At 61.3% G+C, this 20,290-nt stretch carries 18 protein-coding genes, 5 tRNA genes and 2 pseudogenes; 16 read left to right on the forward strand and 9 right to left on the reverse strand.

Going from position 1 to position 20,290, the window contains the following annotated elements:
• Positions 1–134: 134 nt before the first annotated feature.
• The 8 genes from glgC (at position 135) to I6L48_RS01170 (ending at position 3,937) form a co-directional block, all read left to right on the forward strand.
• Positions 135–1,352: a glucose-1-phosphate adenylyltransferase gene (glgC, locus tag I6L48_RS01135; protein ID WP_010675755.1), complete on the forward strand. Its 1,218-nt coding sequence runs from the start codon at positions 135–137 to the stop codon at positions 1,350–1,352.
• Entirely contained in the window at positions 1,342–2,802 is a 1,461-nt protein-coding gene (glgA, locus tag I6L48_RS01140; RefSeq protein WP_201920946.1) for a glycogen synthase GlgA, read from the forward strand. Before glgC ends, glgA begins: the two co-directional genes overlap by 11 nt.
• A 116-nt stretch (positions 2,803–2,918) precedes the next feature.
• Positions 2,919–3,004 (forward strand) — tRNA-Leu (locus tag I6L48_RS01145).
• A gap of 55 nt (positions 3,005–3,059) precedes the next feature.
• Positions 3,060–3,145, forward strand: a tRNA-Leu gene (locus I6L48_RS01150).
• Between the two features lie 45 nt (positions 3,146–3,190).
• Positions 3,191–3,276, forward strand: a tRNA-Leu gene (locus I6L48_RS01155).
• 45 nt (positions 3,277–3,321) lie between these two features.
• Positions 3,322–3,407: transfer RNA gene (locus I6L48_RS01160), tRNA-Leu, on the forward strand.
• A 71-nt stretch (positions 3,408–3,478) separates the two neighbouring features.
• Positions 3,479–3,564, forward strand: a tRNA-Leu gene (locus I6L48_RS01165).
• 100 nt (positions 3,565–3,664) lie between these two features.
• Complete coding sequence (locus I6L48_RS01170) at positions 3,665–3,937, forward strand: late competence development ComFB family protein (protein ID WP_029314828.1); 273 nt, start codon at positions 3,665–3,667, stop codon at positions 3,935–3,937.
• Here I6L48_RS01170 and I6L48_RS01175 read toward each other — a convergent pair.
• Positions 3,934–4,143 (reverse strand): hypothetical protein, encoded by a 210-nt coding sequence (locus I6L48_RS01175; protein ID WP_010675758.1) that lies wholly within the window; start codon positions 4,141–4,143, stop codon positions 3,934–3,936. The genes I6L48_RS01170 and I6L48_RS01175 overlap by 4 nt on opposite strands.
• Positions 4,144–4,442: 299 nt before the next feature.
• Between I6L48_RS01175 and nhaC the strand changes: the two genes are divergently transcribed.
• The 7 genes and pseudogenes from nhaC (at position 4,443) to I6L48_RS01210 (ending at position 12,558) form a co-directional block, all read left to right on the forward strand.
• The gene (nhaC, locus tag I6L48_RS01180; protein WP_216987692.1) at positions 4,443–5,852 is read left to right on the forward strand and encodes a Na+/H+ antiporter NhaC; all 1,410 of its coding nucleotides are present in this window, start codon (positions 4,443–4,445) and stop codon (positions 5,850–5,852) included.
• Between the two features lie 105 nt (positions 5,853–5,957).
• Positions 5,958–6,882: pseudogene (locus I6L48_RS01185) on the forward strand (LysR family transcriptional regulator).
• Positions 6,883–7,078: 196 nt separating this feature from the next.
• Positions 7,079–8,224, forward strand: a pseudogene (locus tag I6L48_RS01190) (ABC transporter substrate-binding protein).
• 72 nt (positions 8,225–8,296) lie between these two features.
• Entirely contained in the window at positions 8,297–9,310 is a 1,014-nt protein-coding gene (locus I6L48_RS01195) for an ABC transporter ATP-binding protein (RefSeq protein ID WP_113069017.1), read from the forward strand.
• The gene (locus I6L48_RS01200) at positions 9,307–10,275 is read left to right on the forward strand and encodes an ABC transporter permease (protein ID WP_113069018.1); all 969 of its coding nucleotides are present in this window, start codon (positions 9,307–9,309) and stop codon (positions 10,273–10,275) included. Before I6L48_RS01195 ends, I6L48_RS01200 begins: the two co-directional genes overlap by 4 nt.
• Before the next feature lie 7 nt (positions 10,276–10,282).
• Positions 10,283–11,098: an ABC transporter permease gene (locus I6L48_RS01205; RefSeq protein WP_019840685.1), complete on the forward strand. Its 816-nt coding sequence runs from the start codon at positions 10,283–10,285 to the stop codon at positions 11,096–11,098.
• A 29-nt stretch (positions 11,099–11,127) separates the two neighbouring features.
• Positions 11,128–12,558, forward strand: coding sequence for a gamma-aminobutyraldehyde dehydrogenase (locus tag I6L48_RS01210; protein ID WP_216987693.1), 1,431 nt, complete (start codon positions 11,128–11,130; stop codon positions 12,556–12,558).
• 126 nt (positions 12,559–12,684) lie between these two features.
• Here I6L48_RS01210 and cyoE read toward each other — a convergent pair whose 3' ends face one another.
• The 4 genes from cyoE to I6L48_RS01230 are packed head-to-tail and all read right to left on the reverse strand — an operon-like array spanning position 12,685 to position 15,861.
• On the reverse strand, positions 12,685–13,590 hold the full coding sequence (gene cyoE, locus I6L48_RS01215) for a heme o synthase (RefSeq protein WP_113069020.1): 906 nt from the start codon (positions 13,588–13,590) through the stop codon (positions 12,685–12,687).
• Positions 13,587–14,597 (reverse strand): heme A synthase, encoded by a 1,011-nt coding sequence (locus tag I6L48_RS01220; RefSeq protein WP_113069021.1) that lies wholly within the window; start codon positions 14,595–14,597, stop codon positions 13,587–13,589. Before I6L48_RS01220 ends, cyoE begins: the two co-directional genes overlap by 4 nt.
• Positions 14,598–14,656: 59 nt before the next feature.
• Entirely contained in the window at positions 14,657–15,139 is a 483-nt protein-coding gene (locus I6L48_RS01225) for a hypothetical protein (RefSeq protein ID WP_113069022.1), read from the reverse strand.
• Positions 15,136–15,861: an SURF1 family protein gene (locus I6L48_RS01230; RefSeq protein WP_225159584.1), complete on the reverse strand. Its 726-nt coding sequence runs from the start codon at positions 15,859–15,861 to the stop codon at positions 15,136–15,138. Before I6L48_RS01230 ends, I6L48_RS01225 begins: the two co-directional genes overlap by 4 nt.
• Before the next feature lie 18 nt (positions 15,862–15,879).
• Between I6L48_RS01230 and I6L48_RS01235 the strand changes: the two genes are divergently transcribed.
• The gene (locus tag I6L48_RS01235) at positions 15,880–16,086 is read left to right on the forward strand and encodes a DUF2909 family protein (RefSeq protein ID WP_039039709.1); all 207 of its coding nucleotides are present in this window, start codon (positions 15,880–15,882) and stop codon (positions 16,084–16,086) included.
• Between the two features lie 8 nt (positions 16,087–16,094).
• Here the strand turns inward: I6L48_RS01235 and I6L48_RS01240 are convergent, their stop codons facing one another.
• From I6L48_RS01240 to coxB, 4 genes are read right to left on the reverse strand one after another with little or no spacing between them, the layout of a single operon-like run.
• On the reverse strand, positions 16,095–16,976 hold the full coding sequence (locus I6L48_RS01240; protein ID WP_043152874.1) for a cytochrome c oxidase subunit 3: 882 nt from the start codon (positions 16,974–16,976) through the stop codon (positions 16,095–16,097).
• Positions 16,977–16,978: 2 nt separating this feature from the next.
• Positions 16,979–17,533, reverse strand: coding sequence for a cytochrome c oxidase assembly protein (locus I6L48_RS01245; RefSeq protein WP_113069024.1), 555 nt, complete (start codon positions 17,531–17,533; stop codon positions 16,979–16,981).
• A 9-nt stretch (positions 17,534–17,542) separates the two neighbouring features.
• Complete coding sequence (gene ctaD / locus I6L48_RS01250; protein WP_113069025.1) at positions 17,543–19,141, reverse strand: cytochrome c oxidase subunit I; 1,599 nt, start codon at positions 19,139–19,141, stop codon at positions 17,543–17,545.
• Positions 19,142–19,150: 9 nt separating this feature from the next.
• Complete coding sequence (gene coxB, locus I6L48_RS01255; RefSeq protein WP_225159586.1) at positions 19,151–20,281, reverse strand: cytochrome c oxidase subunit II; 1,131 nt, start codon at positions 20,279–20,281, stop codon at positions 19,151–19,153.
• Positions 20,282–20,290: the final 9 nt, after the last annotated feature.

A 20,290-nucleotide genomic window follows, 5' to 3' on the forward strand; every position in this document is an offset into this window, starting at 1 on the left:
TAATAAAACAAGTAGAGAGTGCCAGACGGGATCTGTTAAGGTACCAAGAAAACGTTTACCACCCCTTTAGGGGTGTTTTTTTCGCAGCAACATGAAAACCTTTTCAACATCATGATCTCAGGGAGAGAACGACGATGGCAGGCATACTCACCATGATACTGGCAGGCGGTGAAGGTACCCGACTGCAACCGCTGACCACCACCCGCAGCAAACCCTCCGTGCCCTTTGGCGGCAGTTACCGGTTGATCGACTTCGTGCTCAACAACTTCGTCAACGCCGACTTCCTGCGCATCTATGTACTCACCCAGTTCAAGTCCCAGTCCCTTTACCTGCACATGAAGAAGGGCTGGAACATCGTCGGCATCACGGATCGCTTCATCGACCCCATTCCGGCCCAGATGCGAATGGGCAAACGCTGGTATGACGGCACCGCAGACGCCATTTACCAGAACCTGCGCTTCATCGAGATCTCCGACCCCGAGCACGTCTGCATCTTCGGCTCCGATCACATCTACAAGATGGACGTGAGCCAGATGGTGAGCTTTCACAAGCAGAAAGCGGCCGCCCTGACCGTCGCGGCACTGCGCATGCCCATCGAGGAAGCAAGCGCCTTCGGGGTGATCGAGGTGGATCAGGAAGGGCGCATGATTGGCTTTGAAGAAAAGCCCCGTCACCCGAAACACATCCCCGGCGACCCCACCCAGGCCCTGGTCTCCATGGGCAACTACATCTTCGAGACCGAGGCCCTCTATCGGGAGCTCAAGCGGGATGCCGCCGAGGAGAACTCCAGTCACGATTTCGGCAAGGACATCATTCCCAGCCTGTTCCCCCGTGCCCCCGTCTATGTCTACGACTACAGCACCAACGTGATCCCGGGCGAGAAGCCCAACGTCTACTGGCGCGATGTGGGGACGCTCGACTCTTACTGGCAGGCACACATGGACCTAGTGGCCGACGATGCCCCCTTCTCTCTCTACAATCGCAAGTGGCCGCTGCACACCCATTACCCGCCCCTGCCCCCCGCCACCTTCATCGATACCGACGACTGCAAGGTCAAGATCGCCAACTCCCTGATCTCCGGTGGCTGCTTCATTCAGGGCAGCCAGATCCAGCGATCCATACTGGGATTTCGCTGCAACATAGGCCCCTGCAGCCACATCAGTGAATCCGTGCTGCTGGGGGATGTGAAAATCGGCGAAGGTTGCTCCATTCGCCGCGCCATCATCGACAAAAACGTTGAAATTGCACCCGGCACCGTGATCGGTGAGAATCTGGACCATGACAGAGAGCGGTTTACCGTATCCGAAGGCGGTATCGTCGTGGTACCTAAGGGAGCAAGAGTTGGCTATTAACCCACTGAAAATCCTGTTTGTAGCCTCGGAGGTTGAGGGGCTGGTGAAGACCGGGGGCCTGGCAGATGTGGCCAAGGCCCTGCCGCAGCATCTCGCCCGTCAGGGGCACGATGTGCGCATCATTATGCCCTTCTACAAGACCATCAAGCGCCGGGACGAGGCCACCCTGCTCGCCTCGCGCTGGCTCCCCACCCCCCAGGATCGCAGTGATATCAGCTATCGCATCCATCAGCTGGAACTGGACGGGATCTGCGTCTATCTGCTCGATTGCCCGCACTATTTCGACCGCCCCCAGCTCTATGCCGAGAACAACCAGGCCTATCCCGACAACGGTGAACGCTTTGCCTTTCTGGCCGCGGCGGCCCTGCATGCGTGCGAACAGCTGGGTTTCGCTCCCGACATCGCCCACTGCAACGACTGGCACACCGGTCTGCTGCCGCTGCTGCTGAAAACCCGTCATGCCCACAACCCCTTCTTCCAGTGCACCCGGTCGGTCATCAGCATTCACAACGCGGCCTTTCAGGGCGTGTTCGATCGCCAGCAGTTCTGGGCCGTGCCGGAAATCCACGACTACGAGCAGCGCATCAACTACGACTATGGTCACATCAATCTGCTCAAGTGCGGTGTGCTCTACGCAGACAAGATCAATGCGGTCAGCCCCAACTACGCCAGCGAGCTGCTGACGCACCTGGGCGCTCACGGCATGGCCAGCGTATTCCAGCAGCGGGCAGCTGACCTGCGTGGCATCCTCAACGGCTGTGACTATCAGGACTGGGATCCCGCCTTCGATCCTCTGTTGCCCGCCACCTATGATGCCGACAACCTGGATGGCAAACACACCTGCAAGCGCATCCTGCAGCAGGAGACGGGGCTCCCCGTCGGCAACCTCCCCATCTATGGCATGGTGTGTCGACTGACCGAGCAGAAAGGAGTACACCTGCTCATCCCGGCGCTGGACAAGTTCTTGCAGCATCAGGTCCAGGTGGTAATTGTGGGCTCCGGTGATCCCTCTCTCGCCGCCCAGTTGCAAAGCATTGCCCAGCAGCATCCCGACAAGTTTGCCTTCATCAATGCCTATGACGACCGTCTGGCCCACCTGGTGGAGGCTGGCGCCGACTTCTTCCTGATGCCTTCTCTGTTCGAGCCATGCGGGCTCAACCAGATGTACAGTCTGGCCTATGGCACCCTGCCCCTGGTGCGGGCCGTCGGCGGATTGAAAGATACCGTCGTGGACTGGGATGCCGACCCGGCGCACGCGACCGGTTTCTGCTTCAACGATCCCACTGCCAGCACCTTGCTCGATGCCATGCGCCGCAGCTTGCTCCATTATCTGCAGGAACCGGCACGCTTTGCCCGTGTGCAGCACCACGCCATGAACACCCGCTTCGACTGGGCAGACTCCGTCATCTTGTACGAACAGATGTATCAGGATGCGCTGGCCACCGTCTGACGCCGATTGCTGAAGTTTTGTGCCCTTGGCACGCCTTTATCCGTCAACAGCGAAAAAAGTCCCCTTTGGCTGTTGACGCCCCCCCAAAACTCTATAGAATCCCCCACCGCAGTGATGCGAAGGTGGCGGAATTGGTAGACGCGCTAGCTTCAGGTGTTAGTGTCCCACGGATGTGAGGGTTCGAGTCCCTCTCTTCGCACCATACTGCAACATGCTCTTATCAGACGGCATGTAAATTCAGACTGATAACCCGATGTGCGAAGGTGGCGGAATTGGTAGACGCGCTAGCTTCAGGTGTTAGTGCCCCCCGGGTGTGAGGGTTCGAGTCCCTCTCTTCGCACCATGCTTTTATCAGGCAGCATGTAAATCCAGACTGATAACCCGATGTGCGAAGGTGGCGGAATTGGTAGACGCGCTAGCTTCAGGTGTTAGTGCCCCCTGGGTGTGAGGGTTCGAGTCCCTCTCTTCGCACCATGCTTTTATCAGACAGCATGTAAATCCAGACTGATAACCCGATGTGCGAAGGTGGCGGAATTGGTAGACGCGCTAGCTTCAGGTGTTAGTGCCCCCCGGGTGTGAGGGTTCGAGTCCCTCTCTTCGCACCATGCTTCTGGCATGTAAAACACAGAAAATGCGCTCCAACCGCATTTAAAAACCAGCTGGAGAAAATCAGTGTGCGAAGGTGGCGGAATTGGTAGACGCGCTAGCTTCAGGTGTTAGTGTCCCACGGATGTGAGGGTTCGAGTCCCTCTCTTCGCACCATCATTCTGCAAAGGCCCGTTACGAGAGTAACGGGCCTTTTGTGTTTTCATGCCCCATGGCTATGCTGTTGAAGATGCTGCGCCACCACGGGGGTTTTCCCATGATCCTGGATACCGATATTCACAACTTCTATGAGCATCTGGTGCTCAAGGAGATAGAAAAACAGGGGTTGGCTCGAACATTGACCCCCTATCAGCTGGCAGACCTCTGCTGCCTGACACTCAACCAGCTTCCTTCCCACTACATCCGTCACGATGTCGACATGATCTACTTCACGACAGACGCCGAACGCAGCGAAATGGAGAAGAAGGTCATCGCCTCCCTGCGCCAGGCCTACGACAAGATCCAGGCCGTCCCCACTCGCCAGGCTTAATGCCAGCCCTGCTGCCAGAGCAGAGTGACGACCCCTGTCATTCCCGCAACCGGCAGCAGGATCAACACCGGTCTCAGCCTGGGTTCCAGCATGACCCAAGCAGCCAGCAAGAACCCCAGGCTCCAGAACCCGTATTCCTTCTCCTGACCCCAGACCAGCACCGCCAGAAGGGCGGCCAAGAGCAGAGCGCGTGCTATCCAGTTCATTGGCATTGGTCCGATAAAGATTAATGATAACCATTATCATCTTTGGTGTCGCCATCTGCAATCGAACTTGCCTATGGATTTCCGGCTATCAAACGGTGTCGATTGAACAGTGAAAAATGCCGATTAGATCAACTATTTTGTGGGATTTTAAAATTTTAAAGCTGTTTTGCCGAATGAGCAGGGATTTTACACCTCCGCTTTATGGTAGATTGCGCCCTCTTTTGGTAAGCCTCTCGGGATCGACGCATCCGCAGGACGAGAGGGGCTGACCTTGGCGAGCAAGAGTTTAGGGAGCGTCTATGCAAAACCAACAACACCACATCCGATTGCCGGGCATGTCGCAAGTATTTGCCTGCCTGGCCATTTTCCTGGCCCTGGCCTTCTCCTTCACCAGCGTGCTGGATCTGCCAATCCAGCTGGCACTGTTCATCGCCTGGTTCGTCATCATGGGACTCGGCATCAAGCTCGGCCACGATTACAAATCCCTGGAACAGGCGGCAGTCGACGGCGTCGCCAAGGGGATGGGGGCCATCCTGATACTGATCTCCGTCGGTGCCCTGGTGGGCACCTGGATTGCCGGCGGCATCGTCCCCAGCATCATCTACTTCGGCCTCAAGGTGATACACCCCTCCATCTTCCTGCTGGCGACCCTGATCATCTGCTCTCTCACCTCGCTGGCCACCGGCACCTCCTGGGGCTCGGCGGCCACCGCCGGCATCGCCATGATGGGCATAGGCCACAGCCTGGGGGTACCCGCGCCGCTGGTAGCCGGTGCCGTGCTCTCCGGCGTCTACTTCGGTGACAAGCTCTCCCCGCTCTCCGACTCCGTGGTGCTGGCCTCAACCATGTCCAACGTCGACGTGATGGAACACATCAAGGGGATGCTGCCCATCAGCCTGTTCTCCTACGTCATCACCGCCGCCCTGTTCACCGTGGTCGGCATGCAGTACTCCGGCAACGTCAGCCTGGAGCAGGTCAATCTGGTGATGGACGCCCTCGACAAGCAGTTCAACATCACCCCCATGGCCATAGTGCCCGTGGTGCTGGTGCTGGGCCTGTTGGCCAACCGCAAGCCCGCCTTCCCGGTGATCAGCTTCGGCGCCTTGCTGGGTCTTGTCTGGGCCATCGTCTTCCAGGACATGGATCCGGTGAAGGCGATGCACTCCGCCTACAGCCCCTTTGCCATCACTTCAGGCGTCGATTTCATCGACAACATCCTGGACCGCGGCGGCATGGAGTCCATGCTGGGCTCGGTAGCCGTCATCATCTTCGGCTTGGGCTTCGGCGGTCTGCTGGAGAAGGTCGGCATCCTCTCCGTCATCGCCAGTGCCTTCGAGAAGCGCATCAACAGCGCCGGCAGCCTGACCAGCCACACCATCGGCACCGCCTTCCTGGCCAACGTGTTCGGTTCCGCTATGTATGTATCGCTGATCCTGACCCCCAAGATCATGGCCAAGAACTACGACAGACTGGGGCTTGCGCGCAAGAACCTCTCCCGCAACGCCGAGTTTGGCGGCACCCTCACCTGCGGCATGGTGCCCTGGAGCGACAACGGCATCTTCATGGCAGGGGTCCTCGGGGTAGCGACCCTCGACTACCTGCCCTACATGTGGCTCAGCTTCACCTGCATCATAGTGACCATCACCCTCGCCTATCTGGGCAAGGGAGTGAACCGTGTACCGGTCACAGAGGCGGTGACAGCCCGCTAATTTCCGTAAAAACAACGACAAAGGCGCCATCACGGCGCCTTTTGTCTGGGTGCGATTCGAGGTTAAGCTGGCACCCACCTTGATCCCACGTGGCAGGACGCCCAGATGAACTTCACCTTTCGCCAGATCCGCTATTTCGTGGCGGTGGCCGACAGCTTCTCGGTGAGCCGGGCAGCCGCCGAGCTGCACATCTCCCAGTCGGCGGTCACCAGCGCCATCCGCGAGCTGGAGACCGAGCTCGGCGCCGCCCTGTTCGAGCGCAACCCGCGCGGCGTCAGCCTCACCACCCAGGGCCACCAGTTTCTGCTGCACGCCCGTCGCATCCTAAGCGCCATGACCGAAGCCAGCCACTCCCTCAAGGCGGTGGCCCAGCAGGATCAGGGGCGGCTTACCATAGGCGTAACCACCCTGGTTGCTGGCTACTACCTGTCGGAAGCGCTCGGCCGCTTTCGCCGCGCCTTCCCGGCGGTGCAGATCGAGGTGAAGGAGGATGAGCAGCCCTATCTCGAACACCAGATCGTCAACGGCGAGGTGGATGTGGGGATCCTGATGACCAACCGCACCATCCGCCAGGAGGCGTTCGATACCGAGCTGCTGACCCGCTCGCCGCTGCGGGTCTGGCTCGCCGCCAACCCCCCCCCTCTGCGCCGAGTCGACCCTCTCCCTCAAGGCGCTCGGCGAGGAGCCCATGATCTCGCTGACCGCCGACCAGCTGGACCAGATCATCGGCGGCGGCCTGCGCCGCTACGGCATCTCGCCGCGCATCGTGCTGCGTACCGCCTCGGTGGAAGCGGTGCGCAGCCTGGTGGCGAGCCAGCTCGGGCTCGCCCTGCTGCCGGACTTTGCCTACCGCCCCTGGTCGCTGGAGCAGGAGCGGGTCGAGGCCCGCGCCATCAAGGAGCCCATCCCCGCCATCGACATCGGTCTGGTGTGGCGGCGCGGCTCGCGCCTTGACTGGGCCGCACGCGAGTTCATCGACATCGCCAGAGATCAGAGCCGGCTGCGGGCCCGCCAGCACCTCCCCCGCTAGGACTGAGCCTGAACAGCCGTGACTCCGGCAAAAAAATCAGATTCATCTGCACTCGATATCGATTTTACAGATACCAAAGCCGCTAAAAATTGAAATTCTCATTGCTCACGGCTTCTCCTACGCTCATGACTGGTTAACAGGATGTTAATGCCTACTGTGGCGCCGCCACGGTTGCCAATCATGCAAGGAGAGCAAGATGAAATTGACCCCTCTGACCCTGGCCCTGATCCCGGCGCTGCTGGCAAGCCAGGTCCAGGCTGCCCCCACCACCCTCGGCAAGGGTGAAGGCCAGCTCAACATCGTGGCCTGGGCCGGCTATGTGGAGCGCGGCGAGACCGACAAGAACTACGACTGGGTGACCGGCTTCGAGAAGGAGACCGGCTGCAAGGTCAACGTCAAGACGGCCGCCACCTCGGACGAGATGGTGGCGCTGATGAACGAGGGGGGCTTCGATCTGGTGACCGCCTCCGGCGACGCCAGCCTGCGCCTCATCGCCGGCGGCAAGGTGCAGGCGCTGAACCTGGCGCTCATCCCGAGCTACAACAAGATAGACCCCCGCCTGCAGAAGGCCCCCTAGCACACGGTGGATGGCAAGCACTACGGCGTGCCCTACCAGTGGGGCGGCAACATATTGATGTACAACACCAAGGTGTTCCCCAAGGCGCCGGACTCCTGGAGCGTGGTGTTCGAAGAGCAAACCCTGGCGGATGGCAAATCCAACAAGGGGCGGGTGCAGGCGTTTGACGGCCCCATCCACATCGCCGATGCAGCCCTCTATCTGATGACCCACCAGCCGGCGCTCGGCATCAAGGATCCCTACGAGCTGAACGAGGATCAGTACAAGGCCTCCCTCGACCTGCTGCGCAAGCAACGCCAACTGGTGGGACGCTACTGGCACGATGCCTTCGTCCAGATCGACGACTTCAAGAACGAGGGGGTCGTGGCCTCCGGCTCCTGGCCCTTCCAGGCCAATACCCTGATCGCCGACAAGCAGCCCATCGCTACCACAGTGCCCAAGGAAGGCGTCACCGGCTGGGCCGACACCAGCATGGTGCACAGCGAGGCCAAGAACCTGACCTGTGCCTATAAATGGCTGGAGCACTCCCTCAACAACAAGCTGCAGGGGGATCTCGCCTCCTGGTTCGGCTCCGTGCCCGTGGTGCCGGCCGCCTGCGAGGGCAACGCCCTGCTGGGGAAAGAGGGGTGCAAGACCAACGGCATCGACAACTTCGACAAGGTGCACTTCTGGCGCACCCCCGTCTCCCAGTGCAAGAGCCAGGGAACCTGCGTCCCCTACTATCGCTGGGTCTCGGACTATATCGCCATCCTGGGTGGTCGCTGAGGTGCCTCAGTAAATGCCGATATGGGGCCGGACAGGAGTCCGGCCCGCTTCCCACACAGACAAGGACGTCCCATGAACGCCGTACAATTTGACCGGGTCAGCCGCCACTATGGCGAGGTGAAGGCGGTCGACGACATCTCCTTCCAGATCCCGGCCGGCGAGTTCTTCACCCTGCTGGGACCAAGCGGTTCCGGCAAGACCACCTGCCTGCGGATGATCGCGGGCTTCGAATACCCGAGCGAGGGGGAGATCCGGCTGTTCGGCGAGCCCTGCTCCACCGTGCCCCCCTACGATCGCAACCTCAATACCGTGTTTCAGGACTACGCCCTGTTTCCCAACATGGATGTGCGCGACAACATCGGCTACGGCCTGATGCTCAAGGGCGTCGCCAAGGCGGAGCGCTACCGCAAGGTGGACGAGATGCTGGAGCTGGTGCGCCTGCCCGGCGTCGGCAACCGCAAGCCCGGCCAGCTCTCCGGCGGCCAGCGCCAGCGCATCGCCATCGCCCGGGCGCTGATCAACCAGCCGCGCATCCTGCTGCTGGATGAACCGCTCGGGGCACTCGACCTCAAGCTGCGCGAGCAGATGCAGCTCGAATTGAAAGCCTTGCAGCGCCAGCTCGGCATCACCTTCATCTTCGTCACCCACGACCAGCAGGAAGCGCTCTCCATGAGCGACCGCATCTGCATCTTCAATCAGGGCAAGATCGAGCAGATTGCCGCGCCGGATACCATCTACGATGCCCCCGCCACCCCCTTCGTCGCCCGCTTCGTCGGCACCGTCAACCTGTTCGAGGGGGAACAGGCCAGGCGCCTGTGTGGCGATGAGCGCCAGATGATGGTGCGCCCGGAGCGGATCCGCCTCGCCGAGGCTGGCACGCCCGGCTGGTCCGGGGAGGTGCGCGAGGTGGAGTACCTCGGCCCCTTCGTGCGCTACCGGGTCGATCTCGGCGAGCAGCTCGAGCTTATCGTCAACCATCCCAACGAGGGCCAGGCCCGCCTGCCCCGTGGCGCCCGGGTCAGCCTCAGCTGGCCGGAGCAGGCGATTCATCGCCTGCATGCCGCCCATCCGGGAGCTCAACCATGAGCGCCCCTCACAGTGCGAGCCTTGCCATGAGCCACGCTACCGACTCCGTTCGCGTCAGGCCGCTGCGGCGCCTCTCCACCCTGCTCTATGGTCGTTCCGGCCTGCTGCTGGTCATCCTGCTGGGGCCGCCCCTGCTCTGGCTCGGCATCATCTATGTCGGTTCCCTGATGATGCTGCTCTCCAACGCCTTCTTCGGGCTGGACGAGTTCAGTGGCCAGATCCGCCACGAGCTGGGGCTGCAGAACTTCGTCGCCCTGCTGCGGGCGGAGAACCTGGACGTGATCCTGCGCACGGTCGGCATGTCGCTGCTGGTGACCCTGGCCTGCTCCCTGCTCGGCTTTCCGGTGGCCTACTACATGGCGCGCTACACCAGCGGCAAGACCCGGGCCCTGTTCTACGTCGGCATCATGCTGCCGCTCTGGTCCAGCTATCTGGTGCGGGTCTACGCCTGGAAGCTGATCCTGGCCAAGGAGGGGGTCATCAGCTGGCTGGCTGACACCCTGGGGCTGGATTGGCTGCTGGACGCCATCCTTTCGCTGCCGGTGATAGGCGGGCCGTCGCTATCGTTCTCCCGCATCGGCACCTTCATCGTGTTCGTCTACGTCTGGCTGCCCTTTATGATCCTGCCCATCCAGGCAGCGGTGGAGCGGATCCCGCGCTCTTTGCTGGAGGCGAGCGGCGATCTCGGCGCCACCCCGGCCCAGACCTTTCGCACCCTGATCCTGCCCCTGGCCCTGCCCGGGGTGGTGGCGGGCTCCATCTTCACCTTCTCCCTGACGCTGGGGGACTACATCATCCCCGGCATCATAGGCAACTCCACCATGTACATAGGTCAGGTGGTCTACATGCAGCAGGGCACGGCGGGCAACCTGCCCTTCGCCGCCGCCTTCTCCCTGGTGCCCATCCTTATCATCGCCATCTACCTCACCATCGCGAAACGCTTAGGAGCCTTCGATGCGCTCTAATACTTCCATGAAACGGGACCATGGCAGCCAGCCCTCCGGCCTGCTCAAGTACGCGGCCATCGGCGGCCTCCTGTTCCTGCACTTTCCGATCCTGTTCATCTTCCTCTACGCCTTCACCAGCGAGAGCAAGAGCTATCAGTTCCCGCCCCCCGGGCTCACCCTCAAGTGGTTCGAGGTGACCCTCAACCGCCCCGACGTGTGGCGCGCCATCCAGCTGTCGCTGGAGGTAGCTGGGCTGGCGACGCTGGCCGCCATGGTGCTCGGCACTCTGGCGGCGGGGGCCATCGCCCGCAGCCGCTTCTTCGGCCAGGAGGTGGTGTCGCTCCTGCTGGTGCTGCCCATCGCCCTGCCCGGCATCGTCACCGGCATCGCACTGCGCTCCGCCTACGGGGTGATGGAGATCCCCTTCAGCTTCTGGACCATCGTCATCGGTCACGCCACCTTCTGCGTGGTGGTAGTCTACAACAATGCCCTGGCGCGCTTTCGCCGCACCAACCAGAGCCTCATCGAGGCGTCCATGGACCTCGGTGCCGACGGCTTCCAGACCCTGCGCTACGTCATCCTGCCCAACCTCGCCACCGCGCTGCTGGCGGGGGGCATGCTGGCGTTCGCGCTGAGCTTTGACGAGGTGATCGTCACCACCTTCACCGCCGGCCAGCAGACCACGCTGCCGATCTGGATGTACCAGGAGCTGATCCGGCCACGGGACAGGCCGGTCACCAACGTGGTGGCGCTCATCATAGTGGCCTTCACCACCATTCCCATTCTGCTTGCCTACTACCTCACCCGCGACGGCCAGGACGTCGCCGGCAGTGGCAAATAACGACTCAACGCGTGCGCAAGGATGCAACCATGAAACTCTCTACCCAACTCTTGATCGACGGCCAGTTCGTCACCGGTGACGGCCAGGCCGAGCCCATCCTCAACCCGGCTACAGGGGAGCTTCTCGCCTCGGTGCCCGAAGCCTCGTTCGAGCAGGTGAACCGGGCGGTGAACGGCGCCCAGCGCGCCTTCGCCCAGTGGAGCCGCACCACCCCGGCCCAACGCAGTACCCTGCTGCTGCGCCTGGCCGATGCCATCGAGCGCCACGCCGAGGAGTTTGCGGCGCTCGAATCCCTCAACTGCGGCAAGCCCTATCTGGCGGTGCTCAATGACGAGCTGCCGGCGGTGGTGGACTGCTTCCGCTTCTTCGCCGGCGCCGCCCGCTGCCTGCAAGGGCCACTGGCGGGGGAGTATATCGAGGGGCATACCAGCATGATCCGCCGCGACCCCATCGGTGTGGTGGGCAGTATTGCCCCCTGGAACTATCCGTTGATGATGGCGGCCTGGAAGATGGCCCCGGTGCTCGCCGCCGGCAATACGGTGGTGCTCAAGCCCTCCGAGCAGACCCCGCTCACCGCCCTGCGCCTCGCCGAGCTCGCCAGCGAGCTCTTCCCCCGCGGCGTCATCAACATCGTCTGCGGCCGGGGCGAGAGCGTGGGGGCGCCGCTGGTAGAGCACCCGCTGGTGCGCATGGTGTCGCTGACCGGTGACATCGCCACCGGCCAGAAGATCCTGCAGAGCGCCGCCCGCACCATGAAGCGCACCCACCTTGAGCTGGGGGGCAAGGCGCCGGTCATCATCTTCGATGACGCGGATCTGGAGGCCGTGGTGGCGGGCATTCGCACCTTCGGCTTCTACAACGCCGGCCAGGATTGCACCGCCGCCTGCCGCATCTATGCCCAGGGCAAAATTTATGACAAGTTCGTCGCCGCCATGACCGAGGCGGTGGCCTCCATCAAGGTGGGCGGTCCGCGCGAGGAGCGGGTGGAGATGGGGCCGCTCATCTCGGACCGGCAGCGCAACCGGGTGGCGAGCTTCGTGGAGCGGGCCCAGAGCAGTGGTCACGTGGAGGTGACGGCGGGGGGCAAGATCCGCCCCGGCAACGGCTTCTTCTTCGAACCGACCCTGATCGCCCATGCCCGTCAGGAGGATGAAATTGTGCGCCGGGAGGTATTCGGCCCGGTGGTGTCGGTGACCCGCTTCGGCGACGCCGAGCAGGTGGTGCAGTGGGCCAACGACTCGGACTACGGCCTCGCCAGCTCGGTCTGGACCCGGGATCTCGGCCTTGCCAGCAAGGTGGCCAGCCACCTGCAGTACGGTTGCACCTGGATCAACACCCACTTCATGCTCACCTCCGAGATGCCCCACGGCGGCATGAAGATGTCCGGCTACGGCAAGGATCTCTCCCTCTACGCGCTGGAGGACTACACGGTACCGCGCCATATCATGGTCAAGCTCTAGGCTCCACTCCGTCCCCCTGAAAACAAGATGGCCCCTTGGGGCCATCTTGTTTTGCATCAGGTCTGTGCATCCCTGCTGTGCACCGACGCAGCGTCACCATTCACCCGACCTCGACCCGCATCAACGTCATGACAGCCGCCACAACCAGTGGTGATCCAGAATCAGCAGACCAAACAGCAGCATCAGGTGATAGATGGAGAAACGGAAGGTGCGCATCGCCTGGCCGGGGCGCTTCTCATATTTCAACAACCAGCCATGCCAGCAGAATCCGAGGTTCAGCCCCAGACTGCCGACCAGGTAGACAAGCCCCGACATGCCGATCAGATAGGGCAGCAGGCAGACGAGCGTCAGGATCAGCAGATAGAGCAGGATGGCTGTCTTGGTGAAATCGGTGCCGTGGGTGACGGGCAGCATGGGAATGTCGGCACCGGCATAGTCATCGCGCCGATGGATGGCCAAAGACCAGAAATGGGGCGGCGTCCAGGTAAAGATGATCATCACCAGCAGCCAGGGCTCGGCCGAAAGCTGCCCCGTGATGCTGGTCCAGCCCAAGAGCGGTGGCATGGCTCCCGCCAATCCGCCGATAACAATATTCTGCGGCGTGGCCCGCTTCAGCAGCAGGGTATAGACAACCGCATAGCCGAACAGGCTGGCCAGGGTTAGCCAGGCAGTCAGGGGATTCACGCCCCAATGGAGCAGAACAAACCCCGACAGCGCCAGACAGATCGCGAAACTCATCGCCTGCCCCGGCGTGATCCGTCCCATGGCGACCGGGCGCCAGCGCGTTCTTGGCATCCGGGCATCGATGCCGCTATCCAGAGAGTGGTTCATGGCCGCCGCCCCGGCAGCGAGCAGTCCAATCCCCGCCAGGCCCAGTATCATTTCGTCCAGAGAGGCGCTTGTCGGCTCGGCCAGCAGCATGCCCACCCAGGCGGTCAGGAGCAGCAGGGCGACCACCTTTGGTTTGGTCAACTGACAATAATCGCGCACCCGGCGGAGGGCGAAGCGCTGTGCCCGCACTCTCCCATTCATGTCCGGCTCCTGACCATCCCAGGGGGTCGCAAGGGGTCGTGATGAGGCACAGAGAGCCTCCCGCGCGCCAGCACACAGCAAACCAGAAGGTGGGCTGCCACCAGATTGTGCGCAAGGGCGTTGGCCAGCGGCAGAGCCAGATGGACGTTCGCCAATCCCAAGGCAATCTGCACGGTCAGCAGACCCAGCAACAACCAGCCAAACCCTCTCAGGGGGGTCCGCTGGCAGAGCAGCGCGAGGGCGAAAGCCCCCACCAGCAAGGCCGTGGTCAGCGCTCCCAGGCGATGGGCGATGTGAATGGTCTGGCGCGCCTCCTTACCCAGCACGCCGAACTCATAACTGGCGTGCCCCAGGGGGAGATGAAAGGCTTTCGCCCAATTCAGCTCTGCCTGCCAGTCGCCCTGGCACAAGGGAAACTCCACACACGCCATGGCCGCATAGTTCGCCGACGTCCAGCCCCCCAGCGCGATCTGCAGCAGCAGCACGCCACAGGCCATGCTGCCAAGCCAGGACACACCCTGGTGTACGGGCGGGGGTGAAGGGAAGCCTGCCAATTCGGCCCGATAGAGCCAAAGCAAGGTCAGGATGGCGAAGCCGCCCAGCAGATGAGTGGTCACCACCAGGGGATGCAGGGCCAGGGTCACCGTCCACATACCCAGCGCCGCCTGACCCGCAACCAGCACCAGCAAGATGAGCGAGAGGTGGCGCAGTCGGCCGCCTGTACGCCAGCCCAAGCCGGACAGGAGCACAATCACGCCTCCCAGCACCCCGGCGAAGTAGCGATGCACCATCTCGCTGCGCGCCTTGTGAGGAACAAGCGGGCTGGCCGGATAGCGCTGTGCCGCCAGTTCCGTATGCTCGGCGCGGGGAATGGCCAGTGAACCATAGCAACCAGGCCAATCGGGGCAAGCCAGCCCGGCATCCGTCAACCGGGTATAAGCACCGAGCGCGATGACCAGAACTGCCAGCGCAATGGCCACGGAGGCCAGCCTCTTGTGCATCTTCATATGCCGCCTCGTTGACCGTGCAGTAACCAGAAGATGCGAGTTCCATGCCTGCTGCATCGTCACTGCACCCCACGCTGATATTTGAGCAGTTGCTGCAGATCCGACAGTACCGCCTTGCCAAGCAACGGCCAGGTCGTCGTGCTGCCGGGTACCTCGTAACGCAAGATAGCCAGCCCGCGGGCGTCCACCAGCAGTATATCCCCCACCCTCATTTCACTGTTTGCCTCGTGAGGTGGCGCCAACTGGACCAGCTCCAGCTTGTCCAGATTACGGCCAAGTGCGGCCTGGATGCGCGCCATCAGCACAGGGACCTGCCGGCATTGCCCCTCGCAGCGAGGGGCCACTAGATAGACCAGTCGCCATTGGTGCTGATGGGCAGGAAGCGGTTGCAACAGATAGATATCCTGGTGCAGCCAGTGCCCCTTGCTGCGCGTGCCGGGTTCATACCAGCCCTGGTGAAGAGTCAGAGCCGCCAGCACCACAGGCAGCAGGATCACCGCAACAAAGAGCGCGGGCACCCGCCAGCGTCGCCATCCGCTCATGGGGAGCACCTCCTTGTCAGCATGACCCCCCCTGACAGAACCACCAGCGCCAAGCCGAGCCATTGCACCGCATAGGCCCGGTGTTTTTCAGGAGGCATGACATTGTGCTGGTAGTGATAGAGGTATGGGGTTCGTCTTTGATACAACACGGCGTCTGCAAGCGGGGCTCCGATTGCCTGTCGCAGGGTCTCGACCCTGATGGATTGCAGCCGGTTCGGGTAGGGGCCTGGTTCTATGTTCTGTCCCAGCAGGAAGCCGCCGGGAGCCATGCGCAGAACACCTTCAAGGGTCATTGCGGCGGGGATGGCGGGATTGGGCAATTGCGACCTGTCGGATGGCGCGGGCACCCATCCCAGGTTGACCAGCAACAGTGAGGATCCCCCCTCTGCACGTACCGGGATGAGTACGTCATAGCCAACCGCCCCGTTGACGATCTGGTTGTCCAGCAACCAGACATAAGGGCTGACCCACTCGGCTTTCCCTTGCAGAGGCTGGCCATCCAGTGACTCCGGGTGTTGCCAGTCGATCTGGGCCAATGTCCTTGGCCCGGCCTGCTGCATCTTTGCCATCTGCGCCAGCCAGGCCGTTTTTTCCATTCCGCGCTGCCACTGCCAGAACGCCAGCTTGCACAAACCGGCCGTCACCACCAGAGTGAACAACAAGACGAACCAGCGTCTGTGATGCCATGGTCGTCGCTTGTCTCGTGCAGCCGAATCGCGCATATCGAGGAGGATCCCAAGATGTTGATCAAGGTCGTGCTGGTACTCATGCTGCTGCTCATCATCGGCCAGCTGTTTCACGCCCTCTGGCTGATGCTCAGTGCAGGCAATACGCAAAAGATGTCGGTACCTCTGGGCCGGCGCGTCTTCTTCTCCCTGCTGGTGGTCATCATACTGCTGCTCTCTCTCGCGATGGGCTGGCTGGAGCCCAACCCGCGCCCCTACTGAGCACGGCATCAAAGCAGGTAGACAAAGACGAACAGACAGAGCCAGACCACATCGACGAAGTGCCAATACCAGGCCGCAGCCTGGAAAGCGAAATGACGCTGTGGGGTGAAATGATCCCTCAACATGATGCGCAGCCAGATGATGGTCAGGAAAAGGGTGCCCAGCAGCACGTGCAGTCCATGGAACCCGGTCAGAATGAAGAAGGTATTGCCATAGATGCCGGAATCCAGCCGCAGCCCGAGATCCCGATAGGCATGCAGATACTCATAGCCTTGAAACCACAGGAATATCAGCCCGAGCACCACGGTGGCCAGCAACATCCCCTTGAGCCGCATGCGTCTGCCGTTTTCCAGACTCATGTGTGCAAATAGCAGGGTCACGGAGGAGCCGAGCAGGATCAGGGTATTGATGAGGGGGATCCCCTGCCAGGGCATGGCCTGGGTCGTGGCCCCGCCGGGCGTCTTGAGCAGGGGCCAGTGAGCGGTGAAATCCGGCCACAGCAGCTGGCCCGTCATCACCCTGTGGCCCGCACCATCCAGCCAGGGCACCGCAAGCTGGCGGGCATAGAACAGCACTCCGAAAAAAGCCAGAAAGAACATCACTTCGGAGAAGATGAACCAGACCATGCCCTGCCTGAAGGATCTGTCCATCTGGGCGCTGTAGAGCCCGGTCATGGACTCCCGGATGATGTGACGGAACCAGCCAAACAACATGAATGCCAGCAGGGCGACACCGGCCATCATCAGATACCGGCCGAAACCGGTCTGCCCACTCGCCACTTCATTGACCAGATGTCCCGCCCCCAACGCCAGGAAAAACAGTGCAATGGCACCAATGATGGGCCAGCGACTCTGGTCCGGGACATAATAGGTCTGGTTCACCTTGGCCATGGTCATTTCCTCTGTGCGAGTGCCGGTGCAGGTACGGACTCCGTGATGTCATAGAGCGAGTAGGAAAGCGTGATGGTATTGATGCTGTCCGGTAGTGCCGGATCGATATAGAACTTGAGCGGCATCAGCTTGCTCTGCCCTGCCCTCAGCTCCTGGCGATTGAAGCAGAAACACTCCACTTTCTTCAGATAGGCTGCGGCGGGACCGGGAGAGACCGACGGGACCGCCTGACCCACCATGGCCCGCTCCGTGGGATTGAACACCCGAAAGTTGACCATTTTCACCTCCCCCGGCCGCACCGACAGCCGAGCCGTTTCACCACTGAACTCCCACGGCATCCGGGTATCCGCATGAGCAAGAAACTCGATCTGGATGCTCCGCTTGCTGTCGATCACCGCCCGCTCCGTACTGGCCGCTTGATCAGACGTCTTGCCATTGAGGCCGGTGACCCGGCAGAAGACGTCATAAAGCGGCACCAGCGCAAAGGCAAAACCAAACATGACGAGCACGACCAGAGCCAGTTTTCTGAGCAAGGGGGCATGACTGACCTGGGTCATATGACCTCCCTAACGCTCTTCCGACCGGATATCCGGCGGAGTCTGGAAACTGTGATAGGGAGGGGGAGAAGAGAGCGTCCATTCCAGCCCCTCGGCCCCCTCCCATACCCGATCGCTCGCCTTGGCTCCGCCTCTGATGCATTTGATCACGCCCCAGACAAACAGCAGCTGGGACAGGCCGAAGGCAAAGCCCCCCAGGCTGATCAGCATGTTGAAGTCGGCAAATTGCAGGGCGTAATCGGGAATGCGGCGAGGCATGCCCGCCAGCCCGACAAAATGCATGGGGAAAAACAGCACATTGACCGAGACGAGCGAACACCAGAAATGCCATTGGCCGAGCCGCTCGTCATACATGTGCCCCGTCCATTTCGGCAACCAGTAGTAGGCAGCGGCCAGGATCGAGAAGACGGCACCGGTCACCAGCACATAGTGGAAATGGGCCACTACGAAATAGGTGTCGTGATACTGAAAATCAGCCGGCGTCATGGCCAGCATCAGCCCGGAGAAACCGCCAATGGTGAACAGAGTGATGAAGGCGATGGCAAACAGCATGGGGGTCTCGAATGTCAGAGAACCACGCCACATGGTGGCAAGCCAGTTGAATACCTTTACCCCTGTCGGCACCGCGATCAGCATGGTGGTGTACATGAAGAACAGCTCCGCCACCACGGGCAATCCGGTGGTGAACATGTGGTGAGCCCAGACCATGAAGGAGAGCAAGGCGATGCTGCTGGTGGCATAGACCATGGAGCGATAACCGAACAGCTTCTTGCGGGAGAAGGTCGGAATGATGCTGGAGACGATGCCGAAAGCCGGCAATATCATGATGTAGACTTCCGGGTGCCCGAAGAACCAGAAAATGTGCTGAAACAGGACAGGATCCCCCCCACCTGCCGCATCGAAGAAACTGGTCCCGAAATACTTGTCCGTCAGCACCATGGTCACCGCAGCCGCCAGCACCGGCATGACAGCGATGAGCAGAAACGCCGTGATGAGCCAGGTCCAGACAAACAGCGGCATCTCCATCCAGCCCATGCCCGGCGCCCGCAGGTTGAAGATGGTCACGATGACGTTGATAGCCCCCATGATGGAGGAGATCCCCATGATGTGAATGGCAAAGACAAACAGGGCCGTGCTGTTGCCGCTGTACTGGGTAGACAGGGGGGCATAGAAGGTCCAGCCAGAACTGGGGCCGCCTCCTTCCATAAACAGGCTCGACAGGAGGATGAGGAAAGCAAACGGCAGGATCCAGAAGCTCCAGTTGTTCATGCGGGGCAGCGCCATGTCAGGGGCCCCAATCATGATGGGGATCAGCCAGTTGGCGAGGCCGGTGAAGGCGGGCATGACGGCACCAAAGACCATGATGAGGCCGTGTACCGTGGTCATCTGGTTGAAAAACAGGGGTTCCACCAGTTGCAGTCCGGGCTGGAACAGTTCTGCCCGGATCACCATGGCCATGGCGCCACCGGTAAAGAACATGGTGAGGGCAAAGCACAGATAGAGGGTACCGATGTCCTTGTGATTGGTGGTGTAGAGCCAGCGCCTCAGACCGGCCGCTGGCTGGTGGACATGTTCGCTGTGCGGGGTATCCGTGATTCCATCACTCATGCCGACGCCTCACTTGTCCTTGTCCGGATTGGCCGGGTTGAGAAGGGACTGCACCTCGGCTGGCTGCACAAGGTCACCGGTCTTGTTATCCCAGGCATTGCGTTCATAGGTGATGACGGCGGCGAGTTCCTGTGCCGTCAACTGTTTGCCAAAAGGTTGCATCGCCGTACCATTCCGGCCATGCAACACCGTATCCAGATGCTGGGCACGATGCTCCGCCTGTGTGGTCACCTTGCTGCCATTGAGCGCCGGGAAGATGCCGGGCAATCCGGTACCCGCGGGCTGATGACAGGCCGCACAGTGGCCCAGATAGACTTTCTCCCCCAGCGCCATGGCTTGTGGCAACGTCATGGTCTCCGCTGCCTGCGCCTGTTGCTGTGCCTTGGCGGTTGCCTGCTCGTCTCCCTTCCTGGCAATCCACGCCTCGAACTCCTCTGCGGATTTGGCCACCACAACCACGGGCATGAAACCGTGATCCTTGCCGCACAGCTCGGCGCACTGCCCACGATAGGTGCCCGGCTTGTCGATCCGCGTCCAGGATTCGTTGATGTAGCCAGGATTGGCATCTTTTTTCACGGCGAAGGCGGGAACCCACCAGGAGTGGATGACATCGTCCGAGGTCATCAGGAAACGGATCTTCTTGCCGACCGGCAACACCAGAGGGTTATCTACCTCCAGCAGATAATTGCCGCCCTTGGGGGCATCACCGGAGATCTGCTGTTTGCTGGTCGCCAGCAGGGAATAAAACGCCACCGGATACTCGAGGTATTTGTAATGCCATTTCCATTGCGAGCCCGTGACGAGGACAGTGAGATCGGCCTTGGAGGTATCCTCCATCTTCAACAAAGTCGAGGTTGCCGGTGCCGCCATCGCGATCAGTATCAACACGGGGATGGCCGTCCACAGCAACTCGATGCGGGTGCTTTCGTGAAACTGGGCGGCTTTGGCACCGCGCGATTTTCGATGGTGCACGATGGACCAGAACATGATGCCGAAGACGAGCAGACCGATGACGCAACAGATATAGAAAATCGTCATATGCAGGTCATAGACCTGCTGGCTGATGGCGGTGGCCCCGCGCGTCATGTTGAACCGGATCTCATTGGCAAAGGCGCTGCTGCTGATGAACCACATCATCATTCCGGCACC

The organism is Aeromonas sp. FDAARGOS 1418, from assembly GCF_019048585.1.
GTDB lineage: Bacteria > Pseudomonadota > Gammaproteobacteria > Enterobacterales > Aeromonadaceae > Aeromonas > Aeromonas caviae.

Bases quoted from the DNA above. Each gene is read 5' to 3' on its own strand.
- I6L48_RS01220 (WP_113069021.1), bottom strand. From the start codon at position 14,597: ATGAAGATGCACAAGAGGCTGGCCTCCGTGGCCATTGCGCTGGCAGTT.
- I6L48_RS01245 (WP_113069024.1), bottom strand. From the start codon at position 17,533: ATGACCCAGGTCAGTCATGCCCCCTTGCTCAGAAAACTGGCTCTGGTC.
- I6L48_RS01235 (WP_039039709.1), top strand. From the start codon at position 15,880: ATGTTGATCAAGGTCGTGCTGGTACTCATGCTGCTGCTCATCATCGGC.
- I6L48_RS01205 (WP_019840685.1), top strand. From the start codon at position 10,283: ATGAAACGGGACCATGGCAGCCAGCCCTCCGGCCTGCTCAAGTACGCG.
- I6L48_RS01170 (WP_029314828.1), top strand. From the start codon at position 3,665: ATGATCCTGGATACCGATATTCACAACTTCTATGAGCATCTGGTGCTC.
- I6L48_RS01195 (WP_113069017.1), top strand. From the start codon at position 8,297: ATGAACGCCGTACAATTTGACCGGGTCAGCCGCCACTATGGCGAGGTG.
- glgC (WP_010675755.1), top strand. From the start codon at position 135: ATGGCAGGCATACTCACCATGATACTGGCAGGCGGTGAAGGTACCCGA.
- I6L48_RS01210 (WP_216987693.1), top strand. From the start codon at position 11,128: ATGAAACTCTCTACCCAACTCTTGATCGACGGCCAGTTCGTCACCGGT.
- I6L48_RS01175 (WP_010675758.1), bottom strand. From the start codon at position 4,143: ATGAACTGGATAGCACGCGCTCTGCTCTTGGCCGCCCTTCTGGCGGTG.
- coxB (WP_225159586.1), bottom strand. From the start codon at position 20,281: ATGATGATGTGGTTCATCAGCAGCAGCGCCTTTGCCAATGAGATCCGG.
- I6L48_RS01200 (WP_113069018.1), top strand. From the start codon at position 9,307: ATGAGCGCCCCTCACAGTGCGAGCCTTGCCATGAGCCACGCTACCGAC.
- nhaC (WP_216987692.1), top strand. From the start codon at position 4,443: ATGCAAAACCAACAACACCACATCCGATTGCCGGGCATGTCGCAAGTA.
- cyoE (WP_113069020.1), bottom strand. From the start codon at position 13,590: ATGAATGGGAGAGTGCGGGCACAGCGCTTCGCCCTCCGCCGGGTGCGC.
- I6L48_RS01225 (WP_113069022.1), bottom strand. From the start codon at position 15,139: ATGAGCGGATGGCGACGCTGGCGGGTGCCCGCGCTCTTTGTTGCGGTG.
- I6L48_RS01230 (WP_225159584.1), bottom strand. From the start codon at position 15,861: ATGCGCGATTCGGCTGCACGAGACAAGCGACGACCATGGCATCACAGA.
- I6L48_RS01240 (WP_043152874.1), bottom strand. From the start codon at position 16,976: ATGGCCAAGGTGAACCAGACCTATTATGTCCCGGACCAGAGTCGCTGG.
- ctaD (WP_113069025.1), bottom strand. From the start codon at position 19,141: ATGAGTGATGGAATCACGGATACCCCGCACAGCGAACATGTCCACCAG.